Genomic DNA, 20,996 nt, shown 5'->3' with positions numbered 1-20,996 from the left:
TTAGCTTTACAACATTTAGCATTAAGATATAATCAAGTTTACTTATAACAATAGAGGTGTGAAATGTTTTCTAGTATTATAAATCTATTTAATGGTTTGTACAAAAATTCGAGTACCAAGGAAAGTGAAGAAAAGTTGACTCTTCTATCTCCTCAAGCAAATCTTCAATTCGATGAGACTCAGGTACAAAGTGTGCTCTCAGATTTTGAGGAATTGGAGTTTAAGGATAATAAGTGTTTTGACAAAATAGCAGACGATTATGAAAAGAAGGGGGAGAGTGCCCTTTTTAACTATGTAATATTGAATAAGCGGAAAGAAATAATCGATATATTAGATAGGAATCTTCCTCTCCTCGAAGAACAGGAGGAGTTTAGAAAGAAATATGGTCAATATGTTCTTCAAATTGACAAAGGAATGAGTTATGGAAAAGAACTTCAAGATGGACTTCGGTCTTTTGAAGATAGGGCAGAAAAAGTATTATCAGATTTTGAAAGATTGAATTTTGATTTTAAGGATAATAAGTGTGAAGATTCTTCTGATTTCGTAAATTATAATAACGGTTGGCCGGCAGATCCATTTGACAAGATAGCAAATTATTATCGAGAGGATGATATTTTCCTTTTCAATTATGTGGTATTGAGTAAGCGAAAAGAAATAATGGGTATATTGGATAAGAAGCTTACTTCTAAAGATCAGGAGGAGTTAAAAGAAAATTTTAAAAAGAGGTTGGGTAGATATCTTATTCGAATTGGTGAAGGAATGAGCGATGGACAAGAATTTCTAAAAACTGGTAGTGCAATTGCTTTCTTTGATGGGTGTTATGTGCCATTTCCATATGCAAACCGTCTTCTTAATCATTATGACCATCTTAATATCAACATTACTAAACCTGAACAAAGTTTAGAAACCAGTCGTCTTTTCACTGAAAAAACTAAAAGAATGGAAGAAGAGAAAAGCGAGGTAAAAAGAGCAAAAATATACAGCAATGGTGAAAGAATAGTAACAATTGAGAAGAATGAGAAACAACAGAGGAACTACTCCTTTACAAAATTTGCAATATGTGACATCGAAATTAGTTGGGGTGCAAAAGATGAATCTGGAAAAGACCTTAACTGTACTGTTGTTCTAAATATAAATTTAGGTCAAGTTAGTATTAAAAAATCAACTATTGACGGTAAAGATGTTGAACCAAAGAAAATTTTAGAGTTAGCTAAGCAAAACGAGGCTGTGCTTATAAAAGGTAAAGCTTTACATGAAGTTTTAGCAGCACATTTCATTAAGCAAACACCATGTGAGGAAAAGAAGGATATGCAATCGCACGAGAATATCGTTGTACCTGGTTCCGGTGCACCTCGCTCTATTAATGAGGAAATAACTGTAGAGCATCCGTTCGGGAAAGCGGCAAATAAAGATAATCATAGAGAAATGTGAGTTTACAACAAATGGTGCCATGAAAGTAGCTGATACATAACTGTACGAACGTTTGTTTGCGAAGAAATGTTATAGCAGGTTTTGCCTCAAACACAAAGGTGTCATTCCAGTGCTTGACACTGGAATCCAGCCCTTTTACGCAGTCCCATTAAAAACGTTGTATTTTAACGTAGGATTAGCTACTTTTATACTCACCAATTTAATCTCTAATCAAAATTCCTGGATCCCAGTGTCTGGGCACTGGGATGACATCCTCCCTAGTGGATTCAAATCACAATATTCGTATAGTAAGCACTGACCACTTTTGCTTCAATATTTGCGATGCCCCTGAACAGATACAATTATTCTATTATCAGGAGGATGCCATTAATCGCTTTATATAATGCTACTTGTAACACTTATGCCCTGAACGGAGACAGTTTAGGCTGTTATGCCTGGCGGCTTTGTTGGAATAAGTTTTTCAACACTGCTAACAATAAAATTGATTGTATCGTCAGCTACCTTATCGAATTTATCATTTATCTCTTTTCCTATTTCTTGATTTTTAACATATTCGTGTAGAGCTAAAGCAGTTATAGCTGCACATGCTGCAATTAAGCCAGTTTGTGCTATAATGAATAGTGATAATCCTCCTACGAATATAGATGTTAATCCAATAGCCAGGTTTATAATTTTACTTTGTGTTGTTTGTTGCGTCGCTTGGCTTTGATCTGCCTGTTTATCCTCTAAAGCATTCGATATTGTTTTTAAGGCAACTTTTATCGCTATTGCTGCAACTGAAACCATAATTAGCCCTATAGCTATTTTTGCTAAAAGAAGAATCGACGGTAGCATCATTACAAATAATAGCGCGCCAATTCCTCCAGCTAACCACTTCTCATTTATTTTTTTTGATTGATTTGTACCAATGTTCATTATTACCCTCCACTTTACTTATGATTTACCTATATCTAATACGAAATATGAAGGTAGTCAACTATATATTTTATATGAAAGATTGTATTAAAAGTTTTTCATGTTATTTTTTGCTGCTTCGTGGTTAAATTTGGAATTTTAGAAAGAGTTACGTATTATTTGAAATTCTTGTATACTGTTTTGAATCAGTTAAATAGATAATGAAGTGCAGGACGCAGTTTTAATTTTACAAGATGGCAAGTGCTTTTGGGGAAAATCAGTAGGTAAAAAAGGCAAGTGCATAGGCGAGGTTTGTTTTACCACTGGTATGACCGGTTATCAGCATACTATAACTGATCCTTCTTTTGCCGATCAAATTATAACGTTCACTTTTCCTCATATTGGTAACATTGGAATAAACCATAAAGATAATGAAGGAAAGAAAATTTTTGCAAGTGGTGTGGTTATGCGTGAACTTTCTTCTATGTCCCACCCTTCTTCATATATCAGTTTAAATGATTGGTTAGAGAAAAATAACGTGATTGGGATATCAGGAGTTGATACTAGAGCTTTAACAAGACATTTGAGAGAACATGGATCTCAAAATGGAATGATATGCTCATCGAGTAAGGCGCATGCATTAGACAAATTGAAGGAATACAAACCTGTAAATGGGATAGAAATAACTAATAAGGTTAGCTTAAATAACAGTTTTGAAAATAATAGACTAGCGGAGCACTTTGTCATCCAAGTAGCTGACTACTCGGATCCAGCAAAAAATATATGGATTCCAGTGTCACGCACTGGAATGACATCAGATAGAGCTATTGACCTTAATGCAAAATATAGGATTGTAATCGTTGATTTTGGCGTAAAAATCAGTATAGTTTCACGCTTAATAGAACTTGGTTGTACAGTTGAATTAATCAGACCAAGCACAGGTTTTGCTCAAAAAGTGTTGAGTATGAATCCAGATGGTATAGTGCTTTCAAATGGTCCTGGTGATCCGCAAGAAATAGGAGAAAGTGTAGTTTCAGAAATAGACATTATTATAAAATCTAAAATACCAATTTTTGGCATATGCATGGGCCATCAATTACTTGCGATTACTTTGGGGGCAAAGACCATCAAGATGGATATAGGTCACCGAGGGAGTAACCATCCAGTTTATGATGTAATTAGTGGAAAAGTTGAGATCACTAGCCAAAATCATGGTTTTGTTGTTGATTCAGCTTCTCTTCCAAGTAATGTTGAAATTACTCACATTTCTCTATTTGATAATAGTGTAGAGGGAATAATGATGAAGGATTACCTAGTCTTTTCTGTGCAATATCATCCAGAAGAAGCGCCAGGTACGCATGATTCGCATTATTTGTTTAGGCGTTTTATTGGCAATATTGTGTTGTATAAAATGAAATCTGCATGATTTTAATCAGGGTAGGTTTTATTGCTTGATTTTTTAATTTTAGGCGTTTAGTATTAAATACAATAAGAGCTTAAGTTAAGATGCTAAAATAGTATTCTCTTAACAAATTTTTGCGGAGGAGTGACCGAGTGGTTAAAGGTAACAGACTGTAAATCTGTCCGCGTGAGCGTACGTAGGTTCGAATCCTACCTCCTCCATTGTGCGGGTATAGCTCAATGGTAGAGCTCTAGCCTTCCAAGCTAGTGACGTGGGTTCGATTCCCACTATCCGCTCTTTTTTTTGTTGTATTTTTATAAAATCAACATATTATTTATTGATGTATTTGTATTTTAGGTAGAAAAGTTTAAATTATGACAGCAATAGTGGAAGCATTTGGAAAGCCGCATGTAAATGTGGGAACAATGGGACATGTGGATCATGGGAAGACAACGTTAACAGCAGCGATAACAAAGCATTATGGAAATTTTGTAGCGTATGATCAGATAGATAAGGCGCCAGAAGAAAGGAAGAGGGGGATAACGATAGCAACAGCGCATGTTGAGTATCAGACGGAAAAAAGGCATTATGCACACGTTGATTGTCCTGGACACGCTGACTATGTAAAGAACATGATAGTAGGTGCAGCACAGATGGATGCGGCGATATTGGTAGTGTCGGGGGTTGATGGGCCAATGCCACAAACGAGAGAGCATATATTGCTGGCGAAGCAGGTAGGTGTTGGATATATCGTGGTGTATATAAATAAAGCTGATGTTGCTGATGCTGATATGATAGATTTAGTAGAAATGGAAGTGAGGGAATTACTGAGTAAATACGGATTTCCAGGGGATGAAGTGCCTGTGGTGGTTGGTTCAGCGCTCAAGGCGCTGGAGGATGACAGCAGCGAATATGGAAAGAAATCAATAGACAAATTGATGGAAAAGTTAGATGAATATGTAGCGATTCCACCAAGGCCTGTGGATTTACCATTTTTATTGCCAATCGAAGATGTATTTTCGATATCGGGGCGAGGAACAGTGGTAACAGGAAGAATAGAGAAGGGAGAGATAAAGACGGGAGAAGAGATAGAGATAATAGGTCTGAAAGCGACGCAAAAGACGATATGCACAGGTGTAGAAATGTTTAAGAAGTTGCTGGATAAGGGAAGTGCAGGACTCAATGTAGGAATATTGTTAAGAGGAACAAAAAGAGAAGAAGTAGAGAGAGGGCAAGTATTGGCAAAACCGGGGACGATAACGCCGCATAGAAAGTTTAAGGCGGAGGTTTATATATTAAAGAAAGAGGAAGGAGGAAGGCATACACCATTTTTTGCGAATTACCAGCCACAGTTTTATTTAAGGACAACGGATGTAACTGGGAGCATAAAATTGCTAGATGGGAAGGAGATGGTAATGCCAGGAGATAATGTGAGTGTAGAAGTAGAATTGCAAGTACCGATAGCAATGGATAAGGGATTGCGTTTTGCGATAAGAGAAGGCGGTAGAACTGTTGGTTCTGGTGTTGTTTCTGAAATTTTGGAGTGAGTGTAGTAACTAAGATGAAGCAAGATATATATATTAACATTAAGGCTTTCGATTGTTCTTTATTGGAGGAGTGTGTTCGAAAATTTGTTGATGAATTAAAGCGGTCCAGTGCAAAATTATCTGGTCCGATTGCGTTGCCAAGGAAAGATTCTAAATTTATTGTTAATAGATCTCCTCACGTTGATAAAAAATCTCGTGAACAGTTTGAAATGAGAACTTCTAGGCGTTTGATTGTTTTACATGATCTTACTCCTACTATGATGCAGATGCTTACAGGTTTATCTTTTTCTGCTGGCGTAGAAGTGGATTTAAAAGTCAAGGAAGTTAAGGTTTAGGAGAAGGAAATGAAGAGAATAAATTCGCTGAGGAGAATTGGTTTACTAATGATGAATATTGGTCATACTGCTATGTATTCTGACAATAGTCGCATGGCTGTAACTTTATTGCATCTCAGCGAAACTTATATTATTGATATAAAAGGACAAGATAAATGTGGCTATAATTCAGTCATTTTAGGCACAGGAGATTTTAAAAATATAGCAAAACCTCAGTTGGAATATTTAAAGAAAAAGGGTATAAATAATAAATGTAAGTTATACGAAAGTAGATTAAATGACCTGTCGGGAATAGAATGTGGTAAAAAAGTGGGAATCAATCATTTTGTGGTTGGTCAATATCTTGATATTACGGGTTATTCTATAGGTAAAGGATTTGCTGGTGTGATGAAGCGGCATAATTTCAGTGGGCTTAGGGCATCTCATGGTGTTTCTATTGCTCACAGATCACAAGGTTCCACTGGCCAATGTCAGGATCCTGGTAGAGTATTCAAAGGAAAGAAAATGGCTGGTCATTTAGGTAACAGCAGGATAACTGCACAAAATATGAAGATATTATCCATTGATCATGAAAATAGTATAATTGCTGTGAAGGGTAATAATGTTCCTGGGTTTAAAAATTCCTATGTTTTTGTAAGAGATGCAGTTAAAAAATCTTTACATAAAGATGTTCCTTTTCCGGTAGGTTTACTGTTAGATGTAAATGATGATGCTAGTAATTTGGTGAGTTAGTTATGGAATGTAATTTAGTTAATCTATCTAATGATAATGTAGGTACTGCTCAGCTTAATCCTTTGATATTTTCTGCTAAGCAAAAATTGAGTATTTTGCATGATATAGTGAGATGGCAATTAGCGAAGAGAAGAGCTGGTACTCATAAAACAAAAGGTATTAGTGATGTCTCTGGTACAACAGCTAAACCTTATGGTCAAAAACGTACCGGTAGGGCAAGACAAGGGAGCTTGCGATCTCCTCAATTTAGAGGTGGTGGGATTATTTTCGGCCCTGTTGTGAGGAGTCATACTTATTCTCTTAATAAGAAGGTACGCAAATTTGGTTTAAAAATTGCTTTATCTCTAAAGTATTTAAATAATCAAGTAATTATTCTGGATAATTTAAATATTGATGTGAAGAAAACGTCTGAAATGTGTAAATGTATTAAAAATTTTAAATTTTCTTCCTTTTTGATAGTTGGTGATTATGGAGATGATTTGTTGCGTGCGGCTAAAAACTTGCACTATGTAGACTTAATCAAACCTATTGGGTTAAATGTTTTTGATATATTGAATCACGAATGCGTGATGTTGACAAAGGATACTTTAAAGCATCTTGAAGGTAGATTGTTATGATCAAATATAATAATATAATAAAATCTCCTATAATTACAGAAAAGGCCTCTTTTTTGAGGGAGAAGTTTAATAAATATTCTTTGTATGTTTTTGTAAATGTAAATAAGCGTCAAATAAAGTTGGCAATAGAGTCTCTATTTGATGTTAAAATTTCTTCTATAAATGTTGTTAGAATTAAGCCTAAATATAGGCGTTTTAGGGGTGTGATTGGTTGTGAAAAACAGAAAAAGAAAGTTTATTTTTCTTTGATGGATGGTCAAAAATTAGATATAATGAGCGTTTAGTATGGGTATGAAATTTTTTAATCCTGTTACTCCGTCTTCTCGTGGGACTGTGTTAGTAAGTAAAGTTGGTTTATCAAAAGATGAGCCAGAAAAGTCTCTTACATCCGGTAAAAAGTCCAGTGGTGGAAGAAATAATCATGGTAGAATTACAACTCGTCATAGGGGTGGTGGTCACAAAAAGAAGTATAGAGTGATAGATTTTAAGCGTAATAGAAGTGGTCAAGGTATAGTTGAAAAAATAGAGTATGACCCAAATAGAAGTGGGTTTTTGGCGTTAATATCATATAAGGAAGATGATATTAAGTCTTATATATTAGCTCCTCAAGGTATGAAGCCAGGTGATGTTGTTACAGCTGGGAATGATGCTGATATTTTGCCAGGGAATTGTTTACTACTCAAGCATATACCTGTTGGTTCTTTCGTTCATAATGTTGAGCTGAAGCCAGGTAATGGTGCTGCGATTGCTAGAGCTGCTGGTTGTTATGCACAAATCGTTGGTCGTGATGGCCAATATATTTTATTACGACTCAGGTCTGGTCAAATTAGGTTGATTTTATCTTCTTGCAAGGCTACTATTGGTGTAGTATCTAACCCTGACCATAAGAATAGAAAGTTGGGTAAAGCTGGGAGAAGTAGGTGGCTTGGGATTAGACCTACTGTACGTGGAGTTGCAATGAATCCGGTTGACCATCCTCATGGAGGCGGGGAAGGAAAAACCTCTGGTGGTCGTCATCCTGTTACTCCTTGGGGTGTTGCAACAAAAGGAAAGAAAACTCGAAGGAGAAATAAATCTAGTGATAAGTATATAAAACAATTGAAAGGTTAGTTTATGAGTAGATCTGCATGGAAGCCTCCTTTTTGTCATCCTTCTATATTAAAGTCGGTGAATAATGCTTTAAATAAGGGGTTTGTTAACATGGCTATAAAAGTTCATTCCAGGGCTTCTGTAATTCTTCCTAATTGTTTAGGTTTAAAGTTTGCTGTTTATAATGGTAAGGATTACATTCCTGTGAATGTTAATGATCAGAATATGATAGGTCATAAGTTTGGTGAGTTTTCACCCACTCGTAAATTTACTGGGCATAGTGGTGATAAAAAGGCGACAAGAAGGTAATTGATATGAAAAACAGAGATGTAATAGTTAAAGCTGGTTCTAGGGTTTTAAAATCAACTCCTCGTAAATTGAATTTGGTTGCTGGTTTAGTACGTAATAAAAAAGTTTCTTTTGCCACTGTGCAATTAAGATTTTGTGAAAAGAAAGCTGCAGGTCTTATAAGGAAGGTATTAAATTCTGCGATTGCTAATGCTCAAAATTATGGATTGGATATCGATAATTTATATATAAAAGAAATTTTAATAGGTAAGTCTCTTACTTTGCGTAGGGTATGTCCAAAAGCTATGGGTAGAGCTAATAGAGTTAGTAAACGTTATAGTAATATAACTGTAAAATTGGGGGAAATTATATGATTCATAAAAATAGAAAATTAATAAGGAAAGTGCAAAAATATGGGAAACGTTAATCCTAAAGGATTTAGGTTAAAAATAATTAATACTTGGTCATCTATTTGGTATGCTGAGAAGGGTTATAAACAAGGGTTGCATCAAGATTTATCTATTCGCAGTTATATAAATGAATCTTTTAAGCATGCTGGTGTTTCTAAAGTAATTATAGAGCGTACGATCGATTTGGTATCTGTAATAATACATTCTTCTAGACCTGGAGTGATAATAGGTAAGAAAGGCTCGGATATTGAGAAGATAAAGCAAAAGATAGCTGAAAAAGTAAAAAATAATGTGGAAGTGAATGTAGTAGGGGTTAAAAGGTCTGAAATAGATGCAGTTTTAATATCAAACAGCATTGCACAGCAGTTAGAAAAAAGGGTTTCATTTAGAAGAGCGATGAAAAAAGCTATTCAAAGTTGTTTGAGGATGGGTGCTAGAGGTATTAAAGTAAGTTGTTCTGGGCGCCTTGGCGGAGCTGAGATAGCTCGTACTGAGTGGTATAAAGAAGGCCGTTTGCCTTTGCATACTTTACGTGCTAATATAGATTATGCTTTTGCTGAAGCAAAAACTATATATGGCATCATAGGAGTTAAGGTCTGGGTTTATATTGGTAACTAATTAGGTATATTGAAATGTTTATTCCTAAAAAAAGTAAATATAAAAAAGTATTTAAAGGACGAATTAAGGGTAACACGAAAGGTGGTAGCACATTATCTTTTGGAGATTATGGTCTAAAGGCTATGGAAGCAGGTAGGATTCAATCTAAGCATATTGAAACTGCAAGGCGTGTAATATCTAGAACATTAAAACGCTCTGGTAAAGTGTGGATAAGAATTTTTCCTGATACCCCTGTTAGTAAAAAGCCGGCGGATGTGCGTATGGGTAAAGGGAAAGGTAGTGTTGAGTTTTGGGTATTTAAAGCTAAGCCCGGTAGAATGTTGTTTGAAATTAGCAGTGATGTTCCCATGCATTTAGCAAGATTGGCGCTTGAAAAGGCAACTGCTAAGCTTCCTATGAAGTGTAAATTTGTATCTAATCATAATTAAATGGAGTTGCAATGGATATAGCTGACATTGAATCGAGGTCCTCGCAAGAATTGCATGAAATTCTTGTGAATTTGAGAAAAGAGTTTGTTAATTTGGTTTTTCAAAAGAAGCTGGGCCAGTGCAACAATATTTCGCGTTTTAGCTTAATAAGAAAGAGCATAGCTCGTATTTTAACTACATTAAATAAAAGAAGAAGAGAGGAAAAGAATGCCTAAAAAGGTTTTTTGTGGTACTGTAACTAAGGCTAAGTGTGATAAGACTGTAAAGGTTTCGGTATTACAAGTGTATAAGGATGAGCTGTATAAAAAGGTTATAAAAAAATACAAGAAGTATACAGCACATGATGAGAATAATAGTTGTAAAGAAGGGGACAAGGTTTTAATACAAGAACACAAGCCTATTTCTACTACTAAAAAATGGGTTATTGTTAATAGCTCACATTGAATAGGATATTTATATGATTCAAAAAAATACATTGTTGGAAGTAGCTGATAATTCTGGCGCGCGTGCAGTGCTTTGTATTGGTTTATTGGGTGGTAGAAAGTCTGCATCTATAGGTGACACAGTTATTGTATCTACTAAATCTATTACTCCAAGAGGGAAAGTTGAGAAGGGAAAAGTATATAGAGCAGTTGTGGTGAGGGTGAAAAGCCCTATTAGAAAATCTGATGGTTCTGTAATTCGTTTTTCTAGCAATGCTGTAGTTTTGATTAACGATCAAGGTGAACCACTTGGCACTCGGGTGTTTGGTCCGGTAAAAAAGTTATCATCTGGTTCTTTTATGAAGATAATGTCATTAGCTGTTGAGGTTTTATAATGAGTGCTAAAATAAAAAGTGGTGACGACGTTATAGTTTTAACTGGTAAAGATAAGGGAAAAATTGGTAAGGTAATCAAAGTTATAGCACGTGATGCTAAAAAGAAAGTAATTGTTTCTGGAGTGAATGTGCATAAGAGACATACTAAACCAAAAGCTGGTAGTAGTGGTGGTATATTAAATAAAGAGTTAGCTATTGATATATCCAACGTTGCAACATTGGACCCTAAATATAAAACTCCAACTAGAGTGGGGTTTAAGGTTATAGACGGTAGAAAAGTGCGTTTTGCAAAAGTTTCTGGAGAAGTGATAGATTAGGTTGATATGTTTAAAGAATTGTATAAAGATAGCATAGTAAAGTCCTTGAAGGATAAGTTTAATTACGGCAATATAATGCAAGTGCCTAAACTTGTCAAGGTGTGTATCAATATGGGCGTTGGAGATGCTGCTACAGATAGTAAAGCAATAAATGAACCACTTGATAGCCTATATTTGATTGCTGGGCAGAAGCCTTTATCAACTTTTGCAAAAAAATCTATTTCTGGCTTCAAGATCAGAAAAGGTGCTACAGTAGGTTGCAAAGTAACTTTGCGTAGAGATAAAATGTATGAGTTTTTAGAAAGATTGATATATATTGCTTTGCCAAGGGAAAAAGATTTTAGAGGATTTAGTGTGAAGCAATTTGACGGTAATGGTAATTTTTCCTTTGGTATAAAGGAACATATCTCGTTTTTAGAAATAGACTATGATAAAATAAGTAAAATTAGAGGTATGGATATTAATATTATAACAAGTGCAGTTAGTGATAAGGAAGCAAAGGAATTATTACTGGCTCTTAAATTTCCTTTTTTTGATTAATTGAGAGGAGAAATATATGGCAAAAAAATCTATGATAGAAAGAAATCTTCGCAGAATAAAGTTGTGCGATCAATATAAAGAAAAAAGAGAAAAATTGAAATCTATAATAAATAATAAGAATTTGTCTATTGTAGAAAGGTTTACAGCTCAAAATAAATTAATTAAAAAATTGCCTAGAAATTCTTCTAAAACCAAAATTAGAAATAGGTGTGCTTTAACTGGGAGACCAAGAGGAGTATATAGAAAATTTGGTTTATGTAGAATTGTTTTGCGTGATTTATGTTCTTTTGGGCAAGTTCCAGGAGTTACAAAGTCTAGTTGGTAAATATAATATAAGGAGTATATTGTGGCGTTATCTGATAGTATTGGTGATTTTTTAACAAGGATACGTAATGCTCAATTGGCAATGCATAGGGCAACAAGGGTACTATTTTCTAAGATGAATTCTTCTATATTGGAGATTTTAAAAGAGGAAGGGTATATCCTTGATTATGAAAAGCAAGTTGTAGGTAATTTACCTTCTTTCATTGTAAAATTGAAGTATTATGAGAAGTTACCTGTAATTAGTGACATAGTTAGGGTGTCAAAGCCTGGTTGTCGTCGTTATTCTAAGTATAAGGACATTTCTAAAGCATATAATGGTCTTGGTATTTTTATTATATCGACACCCAAAGGAGTGATGACTGATTATAATGCACATAAGTTAAAGGTTGGTGGAGAAGTTTTGTGTCGTGTGTTTTAAATAATAGGAGAAATTCATGTCTCGTATAGGTGCTGCTCCTATCAATATTCCTGCTGGTGTTTCAGTTGAATATAATAATGGTAGTATGTTAATAAAGAGTGCTAAGGCTGAAAAGGAAGTTAGCTTGATCAGGGATGTTGTGTGTCAGATTATTGATAATCAGCTATTGCTTTCTGTTGATCAAGATAAAGATAATTATGATAAAATAAAGCCTATGTGGGGCACTTATAGGAGTAATATTAATAATATCATTAACGGCATGGTTGATGGTTTTTCTGTTAATCTTGAGATTAACGGTGTGGGATATAAGGCAGAGTGTGATGGTAAGTATTTGACTTTATATCTTGGTTATAGCCATAATGTTAAATATAAAGTGCCTAAAGATGTTGAGATTAAGTGCATAAAGCCAACTCACTTAGTAGTTAGTGGTATGGATAAGCAGAAGGTCTATATGGTGGCGTCTGATATATGCAAAATTAGAAAATATGATCCTTATAAAGGTAAGGGTGTTGTAATAAAAGGCAAATTTATGCTGCGTAAGGTTGTAAGTAAAAAGAAGTAATAAAAATGAAAAGATCGTATAATTTTTTAAGTAATTCTGAAAAAAGGAAGTTACGTAATAGAGCGAAGCTTGACAAGAGCGCTGAACGTTTACGTATATCCATATTTAAATCTAATAGGCATTTTTATGTCCAGTTAATTAATGATGTAAAAGGAATAACTCTCACTTCAGCTTCTACTTTGGATGCTAAAATTAAGGATGTATGTAAAGGGAAAGTCAACGCTGAAACTATAAAACAGGTTTCTTCTTTAATGGTTGAGCGTCTGTCTGGCATGAAATTAGAGCAGCAGCTTACGTTTGATCGTGGAGCGTATAAATACACAGGATTAGTTTCTCAATTTGCTGAGGCTTTAAGAAGTTCTGGATTTGAATTTTAGAAGGTTTTGAATATGGCTATAAAGAATTTACAAAATAATAATGATTTATCAGAGCTTTTAGTTTCGGTACGAAGAGTGACAACGGTTACCAAAGGTGGTAGAAGATTTTCATTTTCAATTTTGGTTGTTGTTGGCGATGAGAAGGGTAGGGTAGGGTGTGGAATAGGTAAGCACGCAGAAGTTGCTGAAGCAAGAGTCAAAGCTGTAAATGCTGCAAAGAAATCAATGATTAGAGTGTACTTGCGTGAAGGTAGAACTTTGCATCATGATATTAAAGCTAAATTTTGTTCTGGTGAGATAGTTTTAAGAACCGCAAGAGCCGGAACAGGTATTATTGCTGGTGGAGCGATTAGATCAGTTTTTGAGGTGTTAGGTATAAAGGATGTGGTAGCTAAATCCACTAGATCAAATAATCCTCATAACGTTATATGTGCGGTGTTTAAGGCTTTTGATAGTATGTTATCTCCTCGTCAGGTAGCAAGCAAAAGAGGCAAAAAGATTAGCGAGATAGTTGGAAACAGGTAAAGTATGAATAATGCTGTAAAATTAAACTCTATATTTACTAAATTATCTAAGAAAAAGAAGCCTAAGTTGCTGGGTAGAGGTATCGGTTGTGGTAAAGGTAAAACATCCGGTAGAGGGCATAAAGGGCAGAAGGCTAGAAGTGGAGTTTCTATAAATGGTTTTGAGGGTGGACAACAGTCTATATATACTCGTTTGCCTAAAAGAGGTTTTAAGCCTATACGTAGGAGCATATACTCTATAATTAATGTTGGCGATATACAGCGCTTAATGGAAGCTAAAAAAATAGTGAAAGACTCTGTTATAGATAAGGAGAGGCTGTATAAATTAGGTTTTATAAAGTCTATTAAGGATAAAATTAAACTTCTTAATAAAGGTAAGTTGAGCGAAAAATTTGTGTTTCATGTTGATTTTGCGTCAGAAGCTGCAAAAAAATCTGTAGCTTCAGTTGGTGGTAGTGTGGAAATACTATCGTAAGTCATGGGCAATAAATCAGCATTTAATAGCTTGGATCCTACGTTGTTATATAAAGGCGATTTATTAAAGCGTATATTTTTTACGCTAATAGCTTTAATTTGCTATCGCTTGGGTACTTATGTGCCTATTCCTGGAATTAATCTTGATGTAATTAATGATATATTTCCCAAAGATGGCTCAGGCGTTTTTGGAGTATTTAATTTATTTTCTGGTGGTGCATTGGCTAGAATGACAATTCTAGCATTGAACGTTATGCCATATATAATGGCTTCTATCATTATTCAGTTACTTTCTTCTGCGATTAAAGGAATGAAGGAAGTTAAGAATGATGGAGAGTCAGGCCGTAGAAAGATGAATTCTTATATACGCTATCTGACCATAGTAATTTGTGTATTTCAATCAATTCCAATTTTGGTTGGATTGGAAGGGATGAATAGGGAAGGGGTATTGGTTGTAATCGAACCTGGTGTTATGTTTCGTACAATAGGTGTTTTCAGCCTTTTAGGTGGAACTATGCTTTTAATATGGCTTGGTGAACGAATCAGCGCTAGCGGTATAGGCAATGGTATCTCATTAATCATTTTCACGGGTATAATATCAGAGTTACACAGCGCTTTGTCATCTTTGTTAACGTTAAATAAAAACGGTAGCGTATCGTTATTTATTATCCTTTTTGTTTTGGTATTGTTTTTTTTGCTGCTACTCTTAGTCATTTTTGTAGAGTCTTCTTATAGAAAGGTTATTGTTCAACATCCTAAAAAGCAATTTAAAAGATTACATAATGAAGATTTTACTTATATTCCATTGAAGATTAATTTATCTGGTGTAGTACCAACCATTTTTGCTAATGCAATTTTATTGACACCTATTTCAATTGCAAATTTCTATAAGGGGCACGCTTTTTCTGATTTTATTTTGAATTACTTTATGGCAAATAAAGTAGTATATATTGTAGCCTATTTGGTGCTGATAGTATTTTTTAATTTTTTCTATACCAATTTTATATTTAATCCAGAGGAAAACGCAGATTTTCTTAAAAAAAATGGTGGTTTTATACCTGGTAGAAGGCCTGGGAAACATACTTCTGATTACCTTCAAGATATAGTTTTTAAGTTGACATTCATTGGCTCTGCGTATTTGGTAGTCATATGTACTGTACCTGAAGTTATGAGATATTATTATGATATACCATTTATTTTTGGTGGGACGAGCTTACTGATTATAGTGAACGTTATTACTGATACTATTATGCAAATACAATCTTATATTTTTTCAAATAGGTACGACAACTGGATAAAGAAATATGAGTCTAAAACGAGGAAAGTAAGATGATCATTACGATTTTTGGTCCTCCAGGTTCTGGTAAAGGTACTCAGTCAAGCTTGTTAATAGCAAAATATAATTTAAAATTAATTTCAGTAGGGGATTTATTAAGGAATATTATATCTAGCAGTAGTGAGTTAGGTAAAAAAATAAAGGGTACCGTGGAATCTGGTAATTTAATTCAAGATGAAATTATATGTGGATTATTACGTGACCAGCTTGCATTAGTGGATGATAATTGCTTATTAGATGGTTTTCCGAGAAATTTAAACCAGGCTCATTTTTTGACTCAAGTTTTGCAAGAAAAATATAATAGGGATGTTGACATTGTAGTTGAGCTGCAGCTTGACGATAATATTGCAATCGATAGGTTAAAAAATCGTCTCGCGTGTTTGGACTGTAAAAGCATATATAGTGTATCTTCTTTTAAGAGTACTACTTGTGCTAAATGTAAAAGTACGAGGTTAGAGAAAAGAATTGATGATGCTGATATGTCTGCAATTAATAAGAGAATAAGTGAATATCACCTTCAAATGAAAGGTTTACGCGAGTATTATAAAGGCAAATTATTAACAATTGACGCTAATTTGAGTGTTGATGAGGTAACGCAAGAGATTGAAAGTAAAATTTCTTGTAATTTGGTTTGACTCTGAGTTGTTTTATGGTATAAATTAAGAGTTGTTATTAATAAAGTATCGAGGTACCAGTGGCACGTATTGCAGGCATAAATATTCCAGTGAGGAAATGTGTTCCTTTTGCATTAACTTATATATATGGTATAGGTATTGCTACTGCGAATGTAATTTGTCACGCTTGCGAAGTTGATAAGCGCAAACGTGTTTCAGAATTACGAGATGAAGATATAGAAAAGATCAGCGGTTTCATTAGACAAAATTATGTTATAGAAGGTGAGCTCAGAAAAGAAGTGGCTATGAACATAAAATCTTTAGTGGAAATGGGATGCTATAGAGGGGTGAGACATAGAAAAGGTTTACCTGTGAGAGGGCAAAGGACTCATACTAATGCTAAGACTCGTAAAGGTAGATCTCGGTTGCCTATTGCTGGGAAAAAATAAAATTTATTATTATTGTGAGTTTTAATGAAAAAAGTCAAAACGGTTAGTAAGAGTAAGAAGGAGTTTATTACTGGTGTTGTCCATATTCGTGCAACTTTTAATAATACTTTTGTAAATGTAACTGATGTTCATGGTAATACGCTATGTCAAACTTCTGTGGGTGCATGTGGTTTTTCAGGTTCGAGAAAATCCACACCTTATGCTGCAGGTAAGGCTGCGGAGGCTTCTGCGAAGAATGCAATAGAGAGATTTGGTATGAAGGTTGTCTCTGTAATAATTCGTGGTCCTGGCTTTGGTACTGAAGCTGCGGTTAAAGCACTTCAGAGCTGTGGGTTGACTGTGACTTCAATTGCAGATAAAACCGCAATTCCTCATAATGGGTGCAGGTTAAGAAAAAAAAGAAGAGTATAGGATATTTGAAAAGGTTGTTTTATGTATTATAATAATGATGTGTCTCTCTGTAGCAATTTAGATAAATTGATTAAACCTAGTTCAGTTAAGGTAATATCAGATGATTCAAGTGAAAAAAGTGATATAGTGCTAGAACCGTTGGAAAGTGGTTTTGCTTTAACATTAGGTAATGCATTAAGACGTGTAATGTTATCTTCTCTTAAAGGTAGTGCTGTTTATGGAATAAAAATTGAAGGTGTAACTCATGAGTTTACTTCAATTCAAGGGGTGAGAGAAGATGTAACTGATATAGTGTTAAATATGGGCATGTTGAGGTGTAAATTAAATGGTGCTTCTAATAAATGCTTAAATTTAAACGCTAAAGGGCCTTGCCAGGTATTAGCTGGGATGATAGAAACTGATGATCAATGCTCTATTGTTAATAAGGATTTATTAATATGTACGCTGGGGCAAAATGTAGAGCTTAACATGACCATATATGTGGCTAGCGGAAAAGGTTATCTTCCTGTAATTAAGTATAAAGAAAACGAACTTTTGAAGCTTATGAGTGAACAGGATTTAATTGGTTTTATTCCAGTTAATGCTTTGTATAGCCCTGTCAACAGGGTTTCGTACAGGGTAGAGAACAGTCGTGTTGGCCAAGTGACTGATAAGGATAAGCTGATATTGTCAATTGAAACTGATGGTACAATTTCTCCGAGTCAAGCTGTTGACTCTGCTGCAAGAATATTACAGGAGCAACTTCAGCCCTTTATTAGTTCTGATGTAAGTTATAAAAAATCGCAGGTTTCTTCGTCTAGTGGTGCTAAAGATTTGGGTTATGACCCTGTCTTATTGCGTAAGGTAGATGAAATGGAATTATCTGTCAGGTCTCATAACTGTCTGAAAAACGAAAACATCACTTATATAGGTGATCTTGTGCAAAAGACAGAAGGTGAAATGTTAAGAACTGCTAATTTTGGCAGGAAGTCTTTGAATGAGATTAAGGCAGTTTTGACTAATTTTGGCTTATCTTTGGGTATGAATGTGCTAAACTGGCCACCTAAGGATATAGATGAGTTGGCTAAACAACATACTGATGAAGATTAGGTGATATATGAAACATGGAATAAAAAAACGTAAACTATCTCGTTGTACTGAACATAGATTATCGACGTTAAAGAATCTATCTATCTCATTAATTAACCATGAGCAGATTGTAACTACTTTACCAAAAGCTAAGGAACTTCGTCCATATGTCGAAAAGTTTATTACAATTGCTAAGAATAAGAATACTTTACATGGTAGAAGACTTTTGCTTTCACGCCTTCATAATAGTAAGTTAGCAGTTGATAAGTTATTAAACGTCTTAGCCAGCCGTTATCAAGATCGTAAAGGTGGGTATTCTAGAATAATAAAATTTAGCACTCGAAAGGGTGATTGCGCTTCAATGGCAGTGATAGAACTGGTTGATAGGGATATTGCAGCAAGAGGTAAGGTTTATAGTAAAAATAAAGAAGGAGGCAAAGTAGTTACACAAAGTTAATTGTTATCATAATTGTTCTTCTTGTGGTAAGTAGGTTACGCTACTTTGTAGGTTACTTTGGCGAGTTATTAGTTTTAGTATATTTAAAACTGAAATGGTATAATGTTATAAAACGCCGTTACCGTTGTAAGTTCGGTGAAATTGACTTAATTGTATCTAAAAAAAAGGAGCTGATTTTTATAGAAGTTAAAACAAGTTTACTTGGAAAAGAAATACCGATATCTCATCTTCAATGTCAGTCTATTATAAATTCTTCTAAGTATTTCTTAAGTAAAAACCTTAGTTTTTTAGATTATTCAGTCAGATATGATTTATATTTTCTTTCCTTAAAGAGAAGACCTGTTTATATAAAAAATGCTTGGATTGAAGAATGAAAGATTTGTAGCTGAATTAATTTAGATTTACTGGATTTAATATGAAAAAGACCCAATACAATAATTTAGTTTCATCTTACGCTAGAGTGCTATTTCATGTCTCAGGAAGCAGGTTAGGTATTATAAGGAAAGAAGTAGAATTTTTGTTGGCTTTTTTTAAGGATCAACGTGATGTTTTTGTGTACCTATCTCATCCTATGATTTCTTTTGCACACAAAAAAGAAGTGATGCTTTCTATAAATGAGCACTTGAGTGAGAATTTAGTAAAATTTATTATGGTTATATTTGCAAATAAACGCTCTAGTTTATTGATCCTTATATTAGAAAAATTCTTAAGTCTTGCAAGAGAAAATGAAAATGAATTCGAAATTAGTATAAAGTCAGCAGAAACTTTAAAGGAATCTGATATAAAAATAATTACTGAATCTTTGAGCTTTCTTGGTAAAATAATAAAAGTAAGCAATGTGGTTGACCCTTCTATACTAGGTGGCTTCGTAGTTAGGTATGGTTTTAATTTGATCGATGCTTCGCTAAAAAGTTACTTGGATAGGTTAGTTGACTTAAGTAAAATGGAAATATTAAAAGTAAGGAATTTTGTATGAAGAACAGTATGAATGTTTCTGAGATAGCAAGTATAATAAGAGAAAAGGTTGAGACGTTTGATAATCCTATAAAGCGGGAAAATATAGGTGAAGTAATTTCAGTAACAGATGGTATCGCATTGGTTTATGGGCTGGAAAAAGCAAAATTCGGTGAAAAGGTATTTTTTGCAAGTGGTGTAGAAGGAATAGTTCTCGATTTAGATCATGATACGGCTGGAATAGTTGTGCTTGGTAATGACCGTGATGTGAAAGAAGGGGACGTTGTAAAATGTAGTGGTGATGTTGTGCAGGTGCCTGTAGGGCATGAATTGTTAGGGAGAGTTGTAAATGCGTTGGGCCATCCTATGGACGACGGTGGGGAAATTAGAGCCAAAAACAGAATGGATATAGAATCTAAAGCGCCAGGCATTATTGATCGTAAGTCTGTGCATGAGCCACTGCAAACAGGAATTAAAATTATAGATTTGCTAATTCCAATAGGTAGAGGGCAGCGTGAATTAATTATTGGTGATAGACAAATTGGTAAAACTACTATTGCGCTTGATACTATTATCAATCAGAAGAAGATTAACGATGAGGTAAACGAAAATCAAAAAGTTTACTGTGTTTATGTTGCTATTGGGCAAAAAATTTCAACAGTAGCAAAAGTGGTAAATAAGCTGAAAGAAAGCGGAGCATTAGAGTATACAACTGTAGTTGTGGCTAGTGCATCTGACTGCGCGCCTATGCAATTTTTAGCACCTTATGCTGGTTGCACTATTGGGGAATTTTTCCGTGACAATGGAATGCATTGTTTGATTATATATGATGATTTATCTAAGCATGCTGTGGCATATAGGCAGATGTCTTTATTGCTCAGACGTCCTCCTGGTCGTGAAGCTTACCCTGGAGATATATTCTATGTACATTCTCGCTTGCTTGAAAGAGCTGCTAAAATGTCTGATAAAAAAGGGCAGGGTTCTTTAACTGCTTTGCCAATTGTCGAAACTCAAGCTGGTGATGTATCTGCATATGTGCCAACAAATGTTATTTCAATTACCGATGGGCAGATCTTTCTTGAGTCTGAATTATTTTATAAAGGATTTCGACCTGCAGTAAATATAGGTTTGTCAGTTTCACGGGTTGGTTCTGCTGCACAACTAAAGTCTGTGAAGAAAGTTGCTGGTTCTATAAAGCTAAGCTTAGCTCAGTATAGAGAATTAGAAGATTTTGCAAAATTTGGTTCTGATCTTGATGCTAGTGTTCAATTATCCTTGAATAAGGGTAAATATCTTGTCGAGTTATTAAAGCAAAAACAACATTTACCTATGTCAATAGAAGAGCAAGTAGTGCTGATGTATATTTTTTCTAACCTATATAATCAGTTAAGTAAAATACAAATAAGTTACATTAATAAATTTGAACATGATCTTATTAATTATTTTCATACTGTACACCCTGGGGTTTTAAAAAAGTTGTCAAATGACATGAGTGATGATATAAAAGGTGATATTTTTAACATTGTGAGTAATTTCGTTACTCAATTTAATTGCGTTTAGGTG

General features: G+C 34.5%; 33 protein-coding genes and 2 tRNA genes. 34 read left to right on the top strand and 1 reads right to left on the bottom strand.

Annotated elements, in window-relative coordinates; all coding sequences use genetic code 11:
- Nucleotides 1–63: 63 nt before the first annotated feature.
- Nucleotides 64–1,431 carry a hypothetical protein gene (locus tag AAGD62_RS04830; protein WP_155968318.1) on the top strand — a complete coding sequence of 456 codons (1,368 nt, stop codon included), beginning with the start codon at nt 64–66 and terminating at the stop codon, nt 1,429–1,431.
- Nucleotides 1,432–1,851: 420 nt separating this feature from the next.
- On the opposite strand, the gene AAGD62_RS04825 is transcribed toward AAGD62_RS04830, so the two are convergent.
- A complete protein-coding gene (locus tag AAGD62_RS04825; RefSeq protein WP_155968320.1) occupies nt 1,852–2,346 on the bottom strand; it encodes a hypothetical protein in 495 nt (164 codons plus the stop codon).
- A 205-nt stretch (nt 2,347–2,551) separates the two neighbouring features.
- Between AAGD62_RS04825 and carA the strand changes: the two genes are divergently transcribed.
- The 33 genes from carA (at nt 2,552) to atpA (ending at nt 20,993) form a co-directional block, all read left to right on the top strand.
- Complete coding sequence (carA, locus tag AAGD62_RS04820; RefSeq protein ID WP_010962760.1) at nt 2,552–3,751, top strand: glutamine-hydrolyzing carbamoyl-phosphate synthase small subunit; 1,200 nt, start codon at nt 2,552–2,554, stop codon at nt 3,749–3,751.
- 114 nt (nt 3,752–3,865) lie between these two features.
- Nucleotides 3,866–3,948, top strand: a tRNA-Tyr gene (locus tag AAGD62_RS04815).
- A 4-nt stretch (nt 3,949–3,952) separates the two neighbouring features.
- A tRNA-Gly gene (locus AAGD62_RS04810) sits at nt 3,953–4,023 on the top strand.
- A gap of 78 nt (nt 4,024–4,101) precedes the next feature.
- Complete coding sequence (tuf, locus tag AAGD62_RS04805) at nt 4,102–5,274, top strand: elongation factor Tu (RefSeq protein WP_341812695.1); 1,173 nt, start codon at nt 4,102–4,104, stop codon at nt 5,272–5,274.
- A 14-nt stretch (nt 5,275–5,288) separates the two neighbouring features.
- Entirely contained in the window at nt 5,289–5,609 is a 321-nt protein-coding gene (gene rpsJ, locus AAGD62_RS04800; protein WP_012673184.1) for a 30S ribosomal protein S10, read from the top strand.
- Between the two features lie 9 nt (nt 5,610–5,618).
- Nucleotides 5,619–6,341, top strand: a complete 723-nt coding sequence (gene rplC, locus AAGD62_RS04795) for a 50S ribosomal protein L3 (RefSeq protein WP_006279218.1) — start codon at nt 5,619–5,621, stop codon at nt 6,339–6,341.
- A gap of 2 nt (nt 6,342–6,343) precedes the next feature.
- Nucleotides 6,344–6,958 (top strand): 50S ribosomal protein L4, encoded by a 615-nt coding sequence (gene rplD, locus AAGD62_RS04790; RefSeq protein ID WP_012673183.1) that lies wholly within the window; start codon nt 6,344–6,346, stop codon nt 6,956–6,958.
- Nucleotides 6,955–7,242 carry a 50S ribosomal protein L23 gene (locus AAGD62_RS04785; protein ID WP_015589144.1) on the top strand — a complete coding sequence of 96 codons (288 nt, stop codon included), beginning with the start codon at nt 6,955–6,957 and terminating at the stop codon, nt 7,240–7,242. The genes rplD and AAGD62_RS04785 overlap by 4 nt, the downstream gene beginning before the upstream one ends.
- A gap of 1 nt (nt 7,243) precedes the next feature.
- Nucleotides 7,244–8,068, top strand: coding sequence for a 50S ribosomal protein L2 (rplB, locus tag AAGD62_RS04780; protein WP_155968324.1), 825 nt, complete (start codon nt 7,244–7,246; stop codon nt 8,066–8,068).
- A 3-nt stretch (nt 8,069–8,071) separates the two neighbouring features.
- Nucleotides 8,072–8,356, top strand: a complete 285-nt coding sequence (gene rpsS / locus AAGD62_RS04775; protein ID WP_006279181.1) for a 30S ribosomal protein S19 — start codon at nt 8,072–8,074, stop codon at nt 8,354–8,356.
- A gap of 5 nt (nt 8,357–8,361) precedes the next feature.
- Entirely contained in the window at nt 8,362–8,709 is a 348-nt protein-coding gene (gene rplV, locus AAGD62_RS04770) for a 50S ribosomal protein L22 (RefSeq protein ID WP_007549821.1), read from the top strand.
- 39 nt (nt 8,710–8,748) lie between these two features.
- Nucleotides 8,749–9,363 carry a 30S ribosomal protein S3 gene (gene rpsC, locus AAGD62_RS04765; protein ID WP_010962753.1) on the top strand — a complete coding sequence of 205 codons (615 nt, stop codon included), beginning with the start codon at nt 8,749–8,751 and terminating at the stop codon, nt 9,361–9,363.
- 14 nt (nt 9,364–9,377) lie between these two features.
- Nucleotides 9,378–9,791: a 50S ribosomal protein L16 gene (gene rplP / locus AAGD62_RS04760; RefSeq protein WP_010962752.1), complete on the top strand. Its 414-nt coding sequence runs from the start codon at nt 9,378–9,380 to the stop codon at nt 9,789–9,791.
- A gap of 11 nt (nt 9,792–9,802) precedes the next feature.
- Nucleotides 9,803–10,006 carry a 50S ribosomal protein L29 gene (gene rpmC / locus AAGD62_RS04755; protein ID WP_006279350.1) on the top strand — a complete coding sequence of 68 codons (204 nt, stop codon included), beginning with the start codon at nt 9,803–9,805 and terminating at the stop codon, nt 10,004–10,006.
- Entirely contained in the window at nt 9,999–10,235 is a 237-nt protein-coding gene (rpsQ, locus tag AAGD62_RS04750; RefSeq protein WP_007549925.1) for a 30S ribosomal protein S17, read from the top strand. Before rpmC ends, rpsQ begins: the two co-directional genes overlap by 8 nt.
- Nucleotides 10,236–10,248: 13 nt before the next feature.
- Nucleotides 10,249–10,608, top strand: a complete 360-nt coding sequence (rplN, locus tag AAGD62_RS04745; protein WP_006279348.1) for a 50S ribosomal protein L14 — start codon at nt 10,249–10,251, stop codon at nt 10,606–10,608.
- Entirely contained in the window at nt 10,608–10,925 is a 318-nt protein-coding gene (rplX, locus tag AAGD62_RS04740) for a 50S ribosomal protein L24 (protein ID WP_006279347.1), read from the top strand. The genes rplN and rplX overlap by 1 nt, the downstream gene beginning before the upstream one ends.
- A gap of 6 nt (nt 10,926–10,931) precedes the next feature.
- Nucleotides 10,932–11,465 (top strand): 50S ribosomal protein L5, encoded by a 534-nt coding sequence (rplE, locus tag AAGD62_RS04735; protein ID WP_010962750.1) that lies wholly within the window; start codon nt 10,932–10,934, stop codon nt 11,463–11,465.
- A gap of 16 nt (nt 11,466–11,481) precedes the next feature.
- The gene (gene rpsN, locus AAGD62_RS04730) at nt 11,482–11,790 is read left to right on the top strand and encodes a 30S ribosomal protein S14 (RefSeq protein WP_064124653.1); all 309 of its coding nucleotides are present in this window, start codon (nt 11,482–11,484) and stop codon (nt 11,788–11,790) included.
- A gap of 21 nt (nt 11,791–11,811) precedes the next feature.
- On the top strand, nt 11,812–12,207 hold the full coding sequence (gene rpsH, locus AAGD62_RS04725; protein WP_155968326.1) for a 30S ribosomal protein S8: 396 nt from the start codon (nt 11,812–11,814) through the stop codon (nt 12,205–12,207).
- 16 nt (nt 12,208–12,223) lie between these two features.
- Nucleotides 12,224–12,769 (top strand): 50S ribosomal protein L6, encoded by a 546-nt coding sequence (gene rplF / locus AAGD62_RS04720; protein WP_007551152.1) that lies wholly within the window; start codon nt 12,224–12,226, stop codon nt 12,767–12,769.
- A 5-nt stretch (nt 12,770–12,774) separates the two neighbouring features.
- Nucleotides 12,775–13,146 (top strand): 50S ribosomal protein L18, encoded by a 372-nt coding sequence (rplR, locus tag AAGD62_RS04715; RefSeq protein ID WP_006279867.1) that lies wholly within the window; start codon nt 12,775–12,777, stop codon nt 13,144–13,146.
- Nucleotides 13,147–13,158: 12 nt separating this feature from the next.
- Nucleotides 13,159–13,671: a 30S ribosomal protein S5 gene (gene rpsE, locus AAGD62_RS04710; RefSeq protein WP_010962748.1), complete on the top strand. Its 513-nt coding sequence runs from the start codon at nt 13,159–13,161 to the stop codon at nt 13,669–13,671.
- A 3-nt stretch (nt 13,672–13,674) separates the two neighbouring features.
- Nucleotides 13,675–14,145, top strand: coding sequence for a 50S ribosomal protein L15 (gene rplO / locus AAGD62_RS04705; RefSeq protein ID WP_006279863.1), 471 nt, complete (start codon nt 13,675–13,677; stop codon nt 14,143–14,145).
- Between the two features lie 3 nt (nt 14,146–14,148).
- On the top strand, nt 14,149–15,477 hold the full coding sequence (gene secY / locus AAGD62_RS04700; RefSeq protein WP_155968328.1) for a preprotein translocase subunit SecY: 1,329 nt from the start codon (nt 14,149–14,151) through the stop codon (nt 15,475–15,477).
- Entirely contained in the window at nt 15,474–16,115 is a 642-nt protein-coding gene (locus AAGD62_RS04695; protein ID WP_007550178.1) for an adenylate kinase family protein, read from the top strand. The genes secY and AAGD62_RS04695 overlap by 4 nt, the downstream gene beginning before the upstream one ends.
- Before the next feature lie 59 nt (nt 16,116–16,174).
- Nucleotides 16,175–16,543, top strand: coding sequence for a 30S ribosomal protein S13 (gene rpsM / locus AAGD62_RS04690; protein WP_010962745.1), 369 nt, complete (start codon nt 16,175–16,177; stop codon nt 16,541–16,543).
- A gap of 24 nt (nt 16,544–16,567) precedes the next feature.
- Entirely contained in the window at nt 16,568–16,954 is a 387-nt protein-coding gene (rpsK, locus tag AAGD62_RS04685; RefSeq protein ID WP_155968330.1) for a 30S ribosomal protein S11, read from the top strand.
- Nucleotides 16,955–16,975: 21 nt separating this feature from the next.
- A complete protein-coding gene (locus AAGD62_RS04680; protein ID WP_077188176.1) occupies nt 16,976–18,043 on the top strand; it encodes a DNA-directed RNA polymerase subunit alpha in 1,068 nt (355 codons plus the stop codon).
- A 7-nt stretch (nt 18,044–18,050) separates the two neighbouring features.
- Complete coding sequence (gene rplQ / locus AAGD62_RS04675) at nt 18,051–18,479, top strand: 50S ribosomal protein L17 (RefSeq protein ID WP_007550873.1); 429 nt, start codon at nt 18,051–18,053, stop codon at nt 18,477–18,479.
- A 23-nt stretch (nt 18,480–18,502) separates the two neighbouring features.
- Nucleotides 18,503–18,853, top strand: coding sequence for a YraN family protein (locus tag AAGD62_RS04670; protein ID WP_012673177.1), 351 nt, complete (start codon nt 18,503–18,505; stop codon nt 18,851–18,853).
- A 41-nt stretch (nt 18,854–18,894) separates the two neighbouring features.
- A complete protein-coding gene (atpH, locus tag AAGD62_RS04665) occupies nt 18,895–19,455 on the top strand; it encodes an ATP synthase F1 subunit delta (RefSeq protein WP_155968332.1) in 561 nt (186 codons plus the stop codon).
- Entirely contained in the window at nt 19,452–20,993 is a 1,542-nt protein-coding gene (gene atpA / locus AAGD62_RS04660; protein WP_012673176.1) for a F0F1 ATP synthase subunit alpha, read from the top strand. Before atpH ends, atpA begins: the two co-directional genes overlap by 4 nt.
- Nucleotides 20,994–20,996 lie beyond the last annotated feature (3 nt).

This window comes from Wolbachia endosymbiont (group A) of Eristalinus aeneus (genome assembly GCF_964026915.1).
Classification (GTDB): domain Bacteria; phylum Pseudomonadota; class Alphaproteobacteria; order Rickettsiales; family Anaplasmataceae; genus Wolbachia; species Wolbachia pipientis.
Note: the sequence above shows the minus strand (reverse complement) of the source record. Positions and strands in the feature narration are given on the sequence as shown.

Excerpts from the sequence above, each read along its gene's own strand:
- AAGD62_RS04830 (WP_155968318.1), top strand. The coding sequence starts at position 64 with ATGTTTTCTAGTATTATAAATCTATTTAATGGTTTGTACAAAAATTCG.
- AAGD62_RS04825 (WP_155968320.1), bottom strand. The coding sequence starts at position 2,346 with ATGAACATTGGTACAAATCAATCAAAAAAAATAAATGAGAAGTGGTTA.
- tuf (WP_341812695.1), top strand. The coding sequence starts at position 4,102 with ATGACAGCAATAGTGGAAGCATTTGGAAAGCCGCATGTAAATGTGGGA.
- rpsJ (WP_012673184.1), top strand. The coding sequence starts at position 5,289 with ATGAAGCAAGATATATATATTAACATTAAGGCTTTCGATTGTTCTTTA.
- rplC (WP_006279218.1), top strand. The coding sequence starts at position 5,619 with ATGAAGAGAATAAATTCGCTGAGGAGAATTGGTTTACTAATGATGAAT.
- rplD (WP_012673183.1), top strand. The coding sequence starts at position 6,344 with ATGGAATGTAATTTAGTTAATCTATCTAATGATAATGTAGGTACTGCT.
- AAGD62_RS04785 (WP_015589144.1), top strand. The coding sequence starts at position 6,955 with ATGATCAAATATAATAATATAATAAAATCTCCTATAATTACAGAAAAG.
- rplB (WP_155968324.1), top strand. The coding sequence starts at position 7,244 with ATGGGTATGAAATTTTTTAATCCTGTTACTCCGTCTTCTCGTGGGACT.
- rpsS (WP_006279181.1), top strand. The coding sequence starts at position 8,072 with ATGAGTAGATCTGCATGGAAGCCTCCTTTTTGTCATCCTTCTATATTA.
- rplV (WP_007549821.1), top strand. The coding sequence starts at position 8,362 with ATGAAAAACAGAGATGTAATAGTTAAAGCTGGTTCTAGGGTTTTAAAA.
- rpsC (WP_010962753.1), top strand. The coding sequence starts at position 8,749 with ATGGGAAACGTTAATCCTAAAGGATTTAGGTTAAAAATAATTAATACT.
- rplP (WP_010962752.1), top strand. The coding sequence starts at position 9,378 with ATGTTTATTCCTAAAAAAAGTAAATATAAAAAAGTATTTAAAGGACGA.
- rpmC (WP_006279350.1), top strand. The coding sequence starts at position 9,803 with ATGGATATAGCTGACATTGAATCGAGGTCCTCGCAAGAATTGCATGAA.
- rpsQ (WP_007549925.1), top strand. The coding sequence starts at position 9,999 with ATGCCTAAAAAGGTTTTTTGTGGTACTGTAACTAAGGCTAAGTGTGAT.
- rplN (WP_006279348.1), top strand. The coding sequence starts at position 10,249 with ATGATTCAAAAAAATACATTGTTGGAAGTAGCTGATAATTCTGGCGCG.
- rplX (WP_006279347.1), top strand. The coding sequence starts at position 10,608 with ATGAGTGCTAAAATAAAAAGTGGTGACGACGTTATAGTTTTAACTGGT.
- rplE (WP_010962750.1), top strand. The coding sequence starts at position 10,932 with ATGTTTAAAGAATTGTATAAAGATAGCATAGTAAAGTCCTTGAAGGAT.
- rpsN (WP_064124653.1), top strand. The coding sequence starts at position 11,482 with ATGGCAAAAAAATCTATGATAGAAAGAAATCTTCGCAGAATAAAGTTG.
- rplF (WP_007551152.1), top strand. The coding sequence starts at position 12,224 with ATGTCTCGTATAGGTGCTGCTCCTATCAATATTCCTGCTGGTGTTTCA.
- rplR (WP_006279867.1), top strand. The coding sequence starts at position 12,775 with ATGAAAAGATCGTATAATTTTTTAAGTAATTCTGAAAAAAGGAAGTTA.
- rpsE (WP_010962748.1), top strand. The coding sequence starts at position 13,159 with ATGGCTATAAAGAATTTACAAAATAATAATGATTTATCAGAGCTTTTA.
- rplO (WP_006279863.1), top strand. The coding sequence starts at position 13,675 with ATGAATAATGCTGTAAAATTAAACTCTATATTTACTAAATTATCTAAG.
- secY (WP_155968328.1), top strand. The coding sequence starts at position 14,149 with ATGGGCAATAAATCAGCATTTAATAGCTTGGATCCTACGTTGTTATAT.
- AAGD62_RS04695 (WP_007550178.1), top strand. The coding sequence starts at position 15,474 with ATGATCATTACGATTTTTGGTCCTCCAGGTTCTGGTAAAGGTACTCAG.
- rpsK (WP_155968330.1), top strand. The coding sequence starts at position 16,568 with ATGAAAAAAGTCAAAACGGTTAGTAAGAGTAAGAAGGAGTTTATTACT.
- AAGD62_RS04680 (WP_077188176.1), top strand. The coding sequence starts at position 16,976 with ATGTATTATAATAATGATGTGTCTCTCTGTAGCAATTTAGATAAATTG.
- rplQ (WP_007550873.1), top strand. The coding sequence starts at position 18,051 with ATGAAACATGGAATAAAAAAACGTAAACTATCTCGTTGTACTGAACAT.
- atpH (WP_155968332.1), top strand. The coding sequence starts at position 18,895 with ATGAAAAAGACCCAATACAATAATTTAGTTTCATCTTACGCTAGAGTG.
- atpA (WP_012673176.1), top strand. The coding sequence starts at position 19,452 with ATGAAGAACAGTATGAATGTTTCTGAGATAGCAAGTATAATAAGAGAA.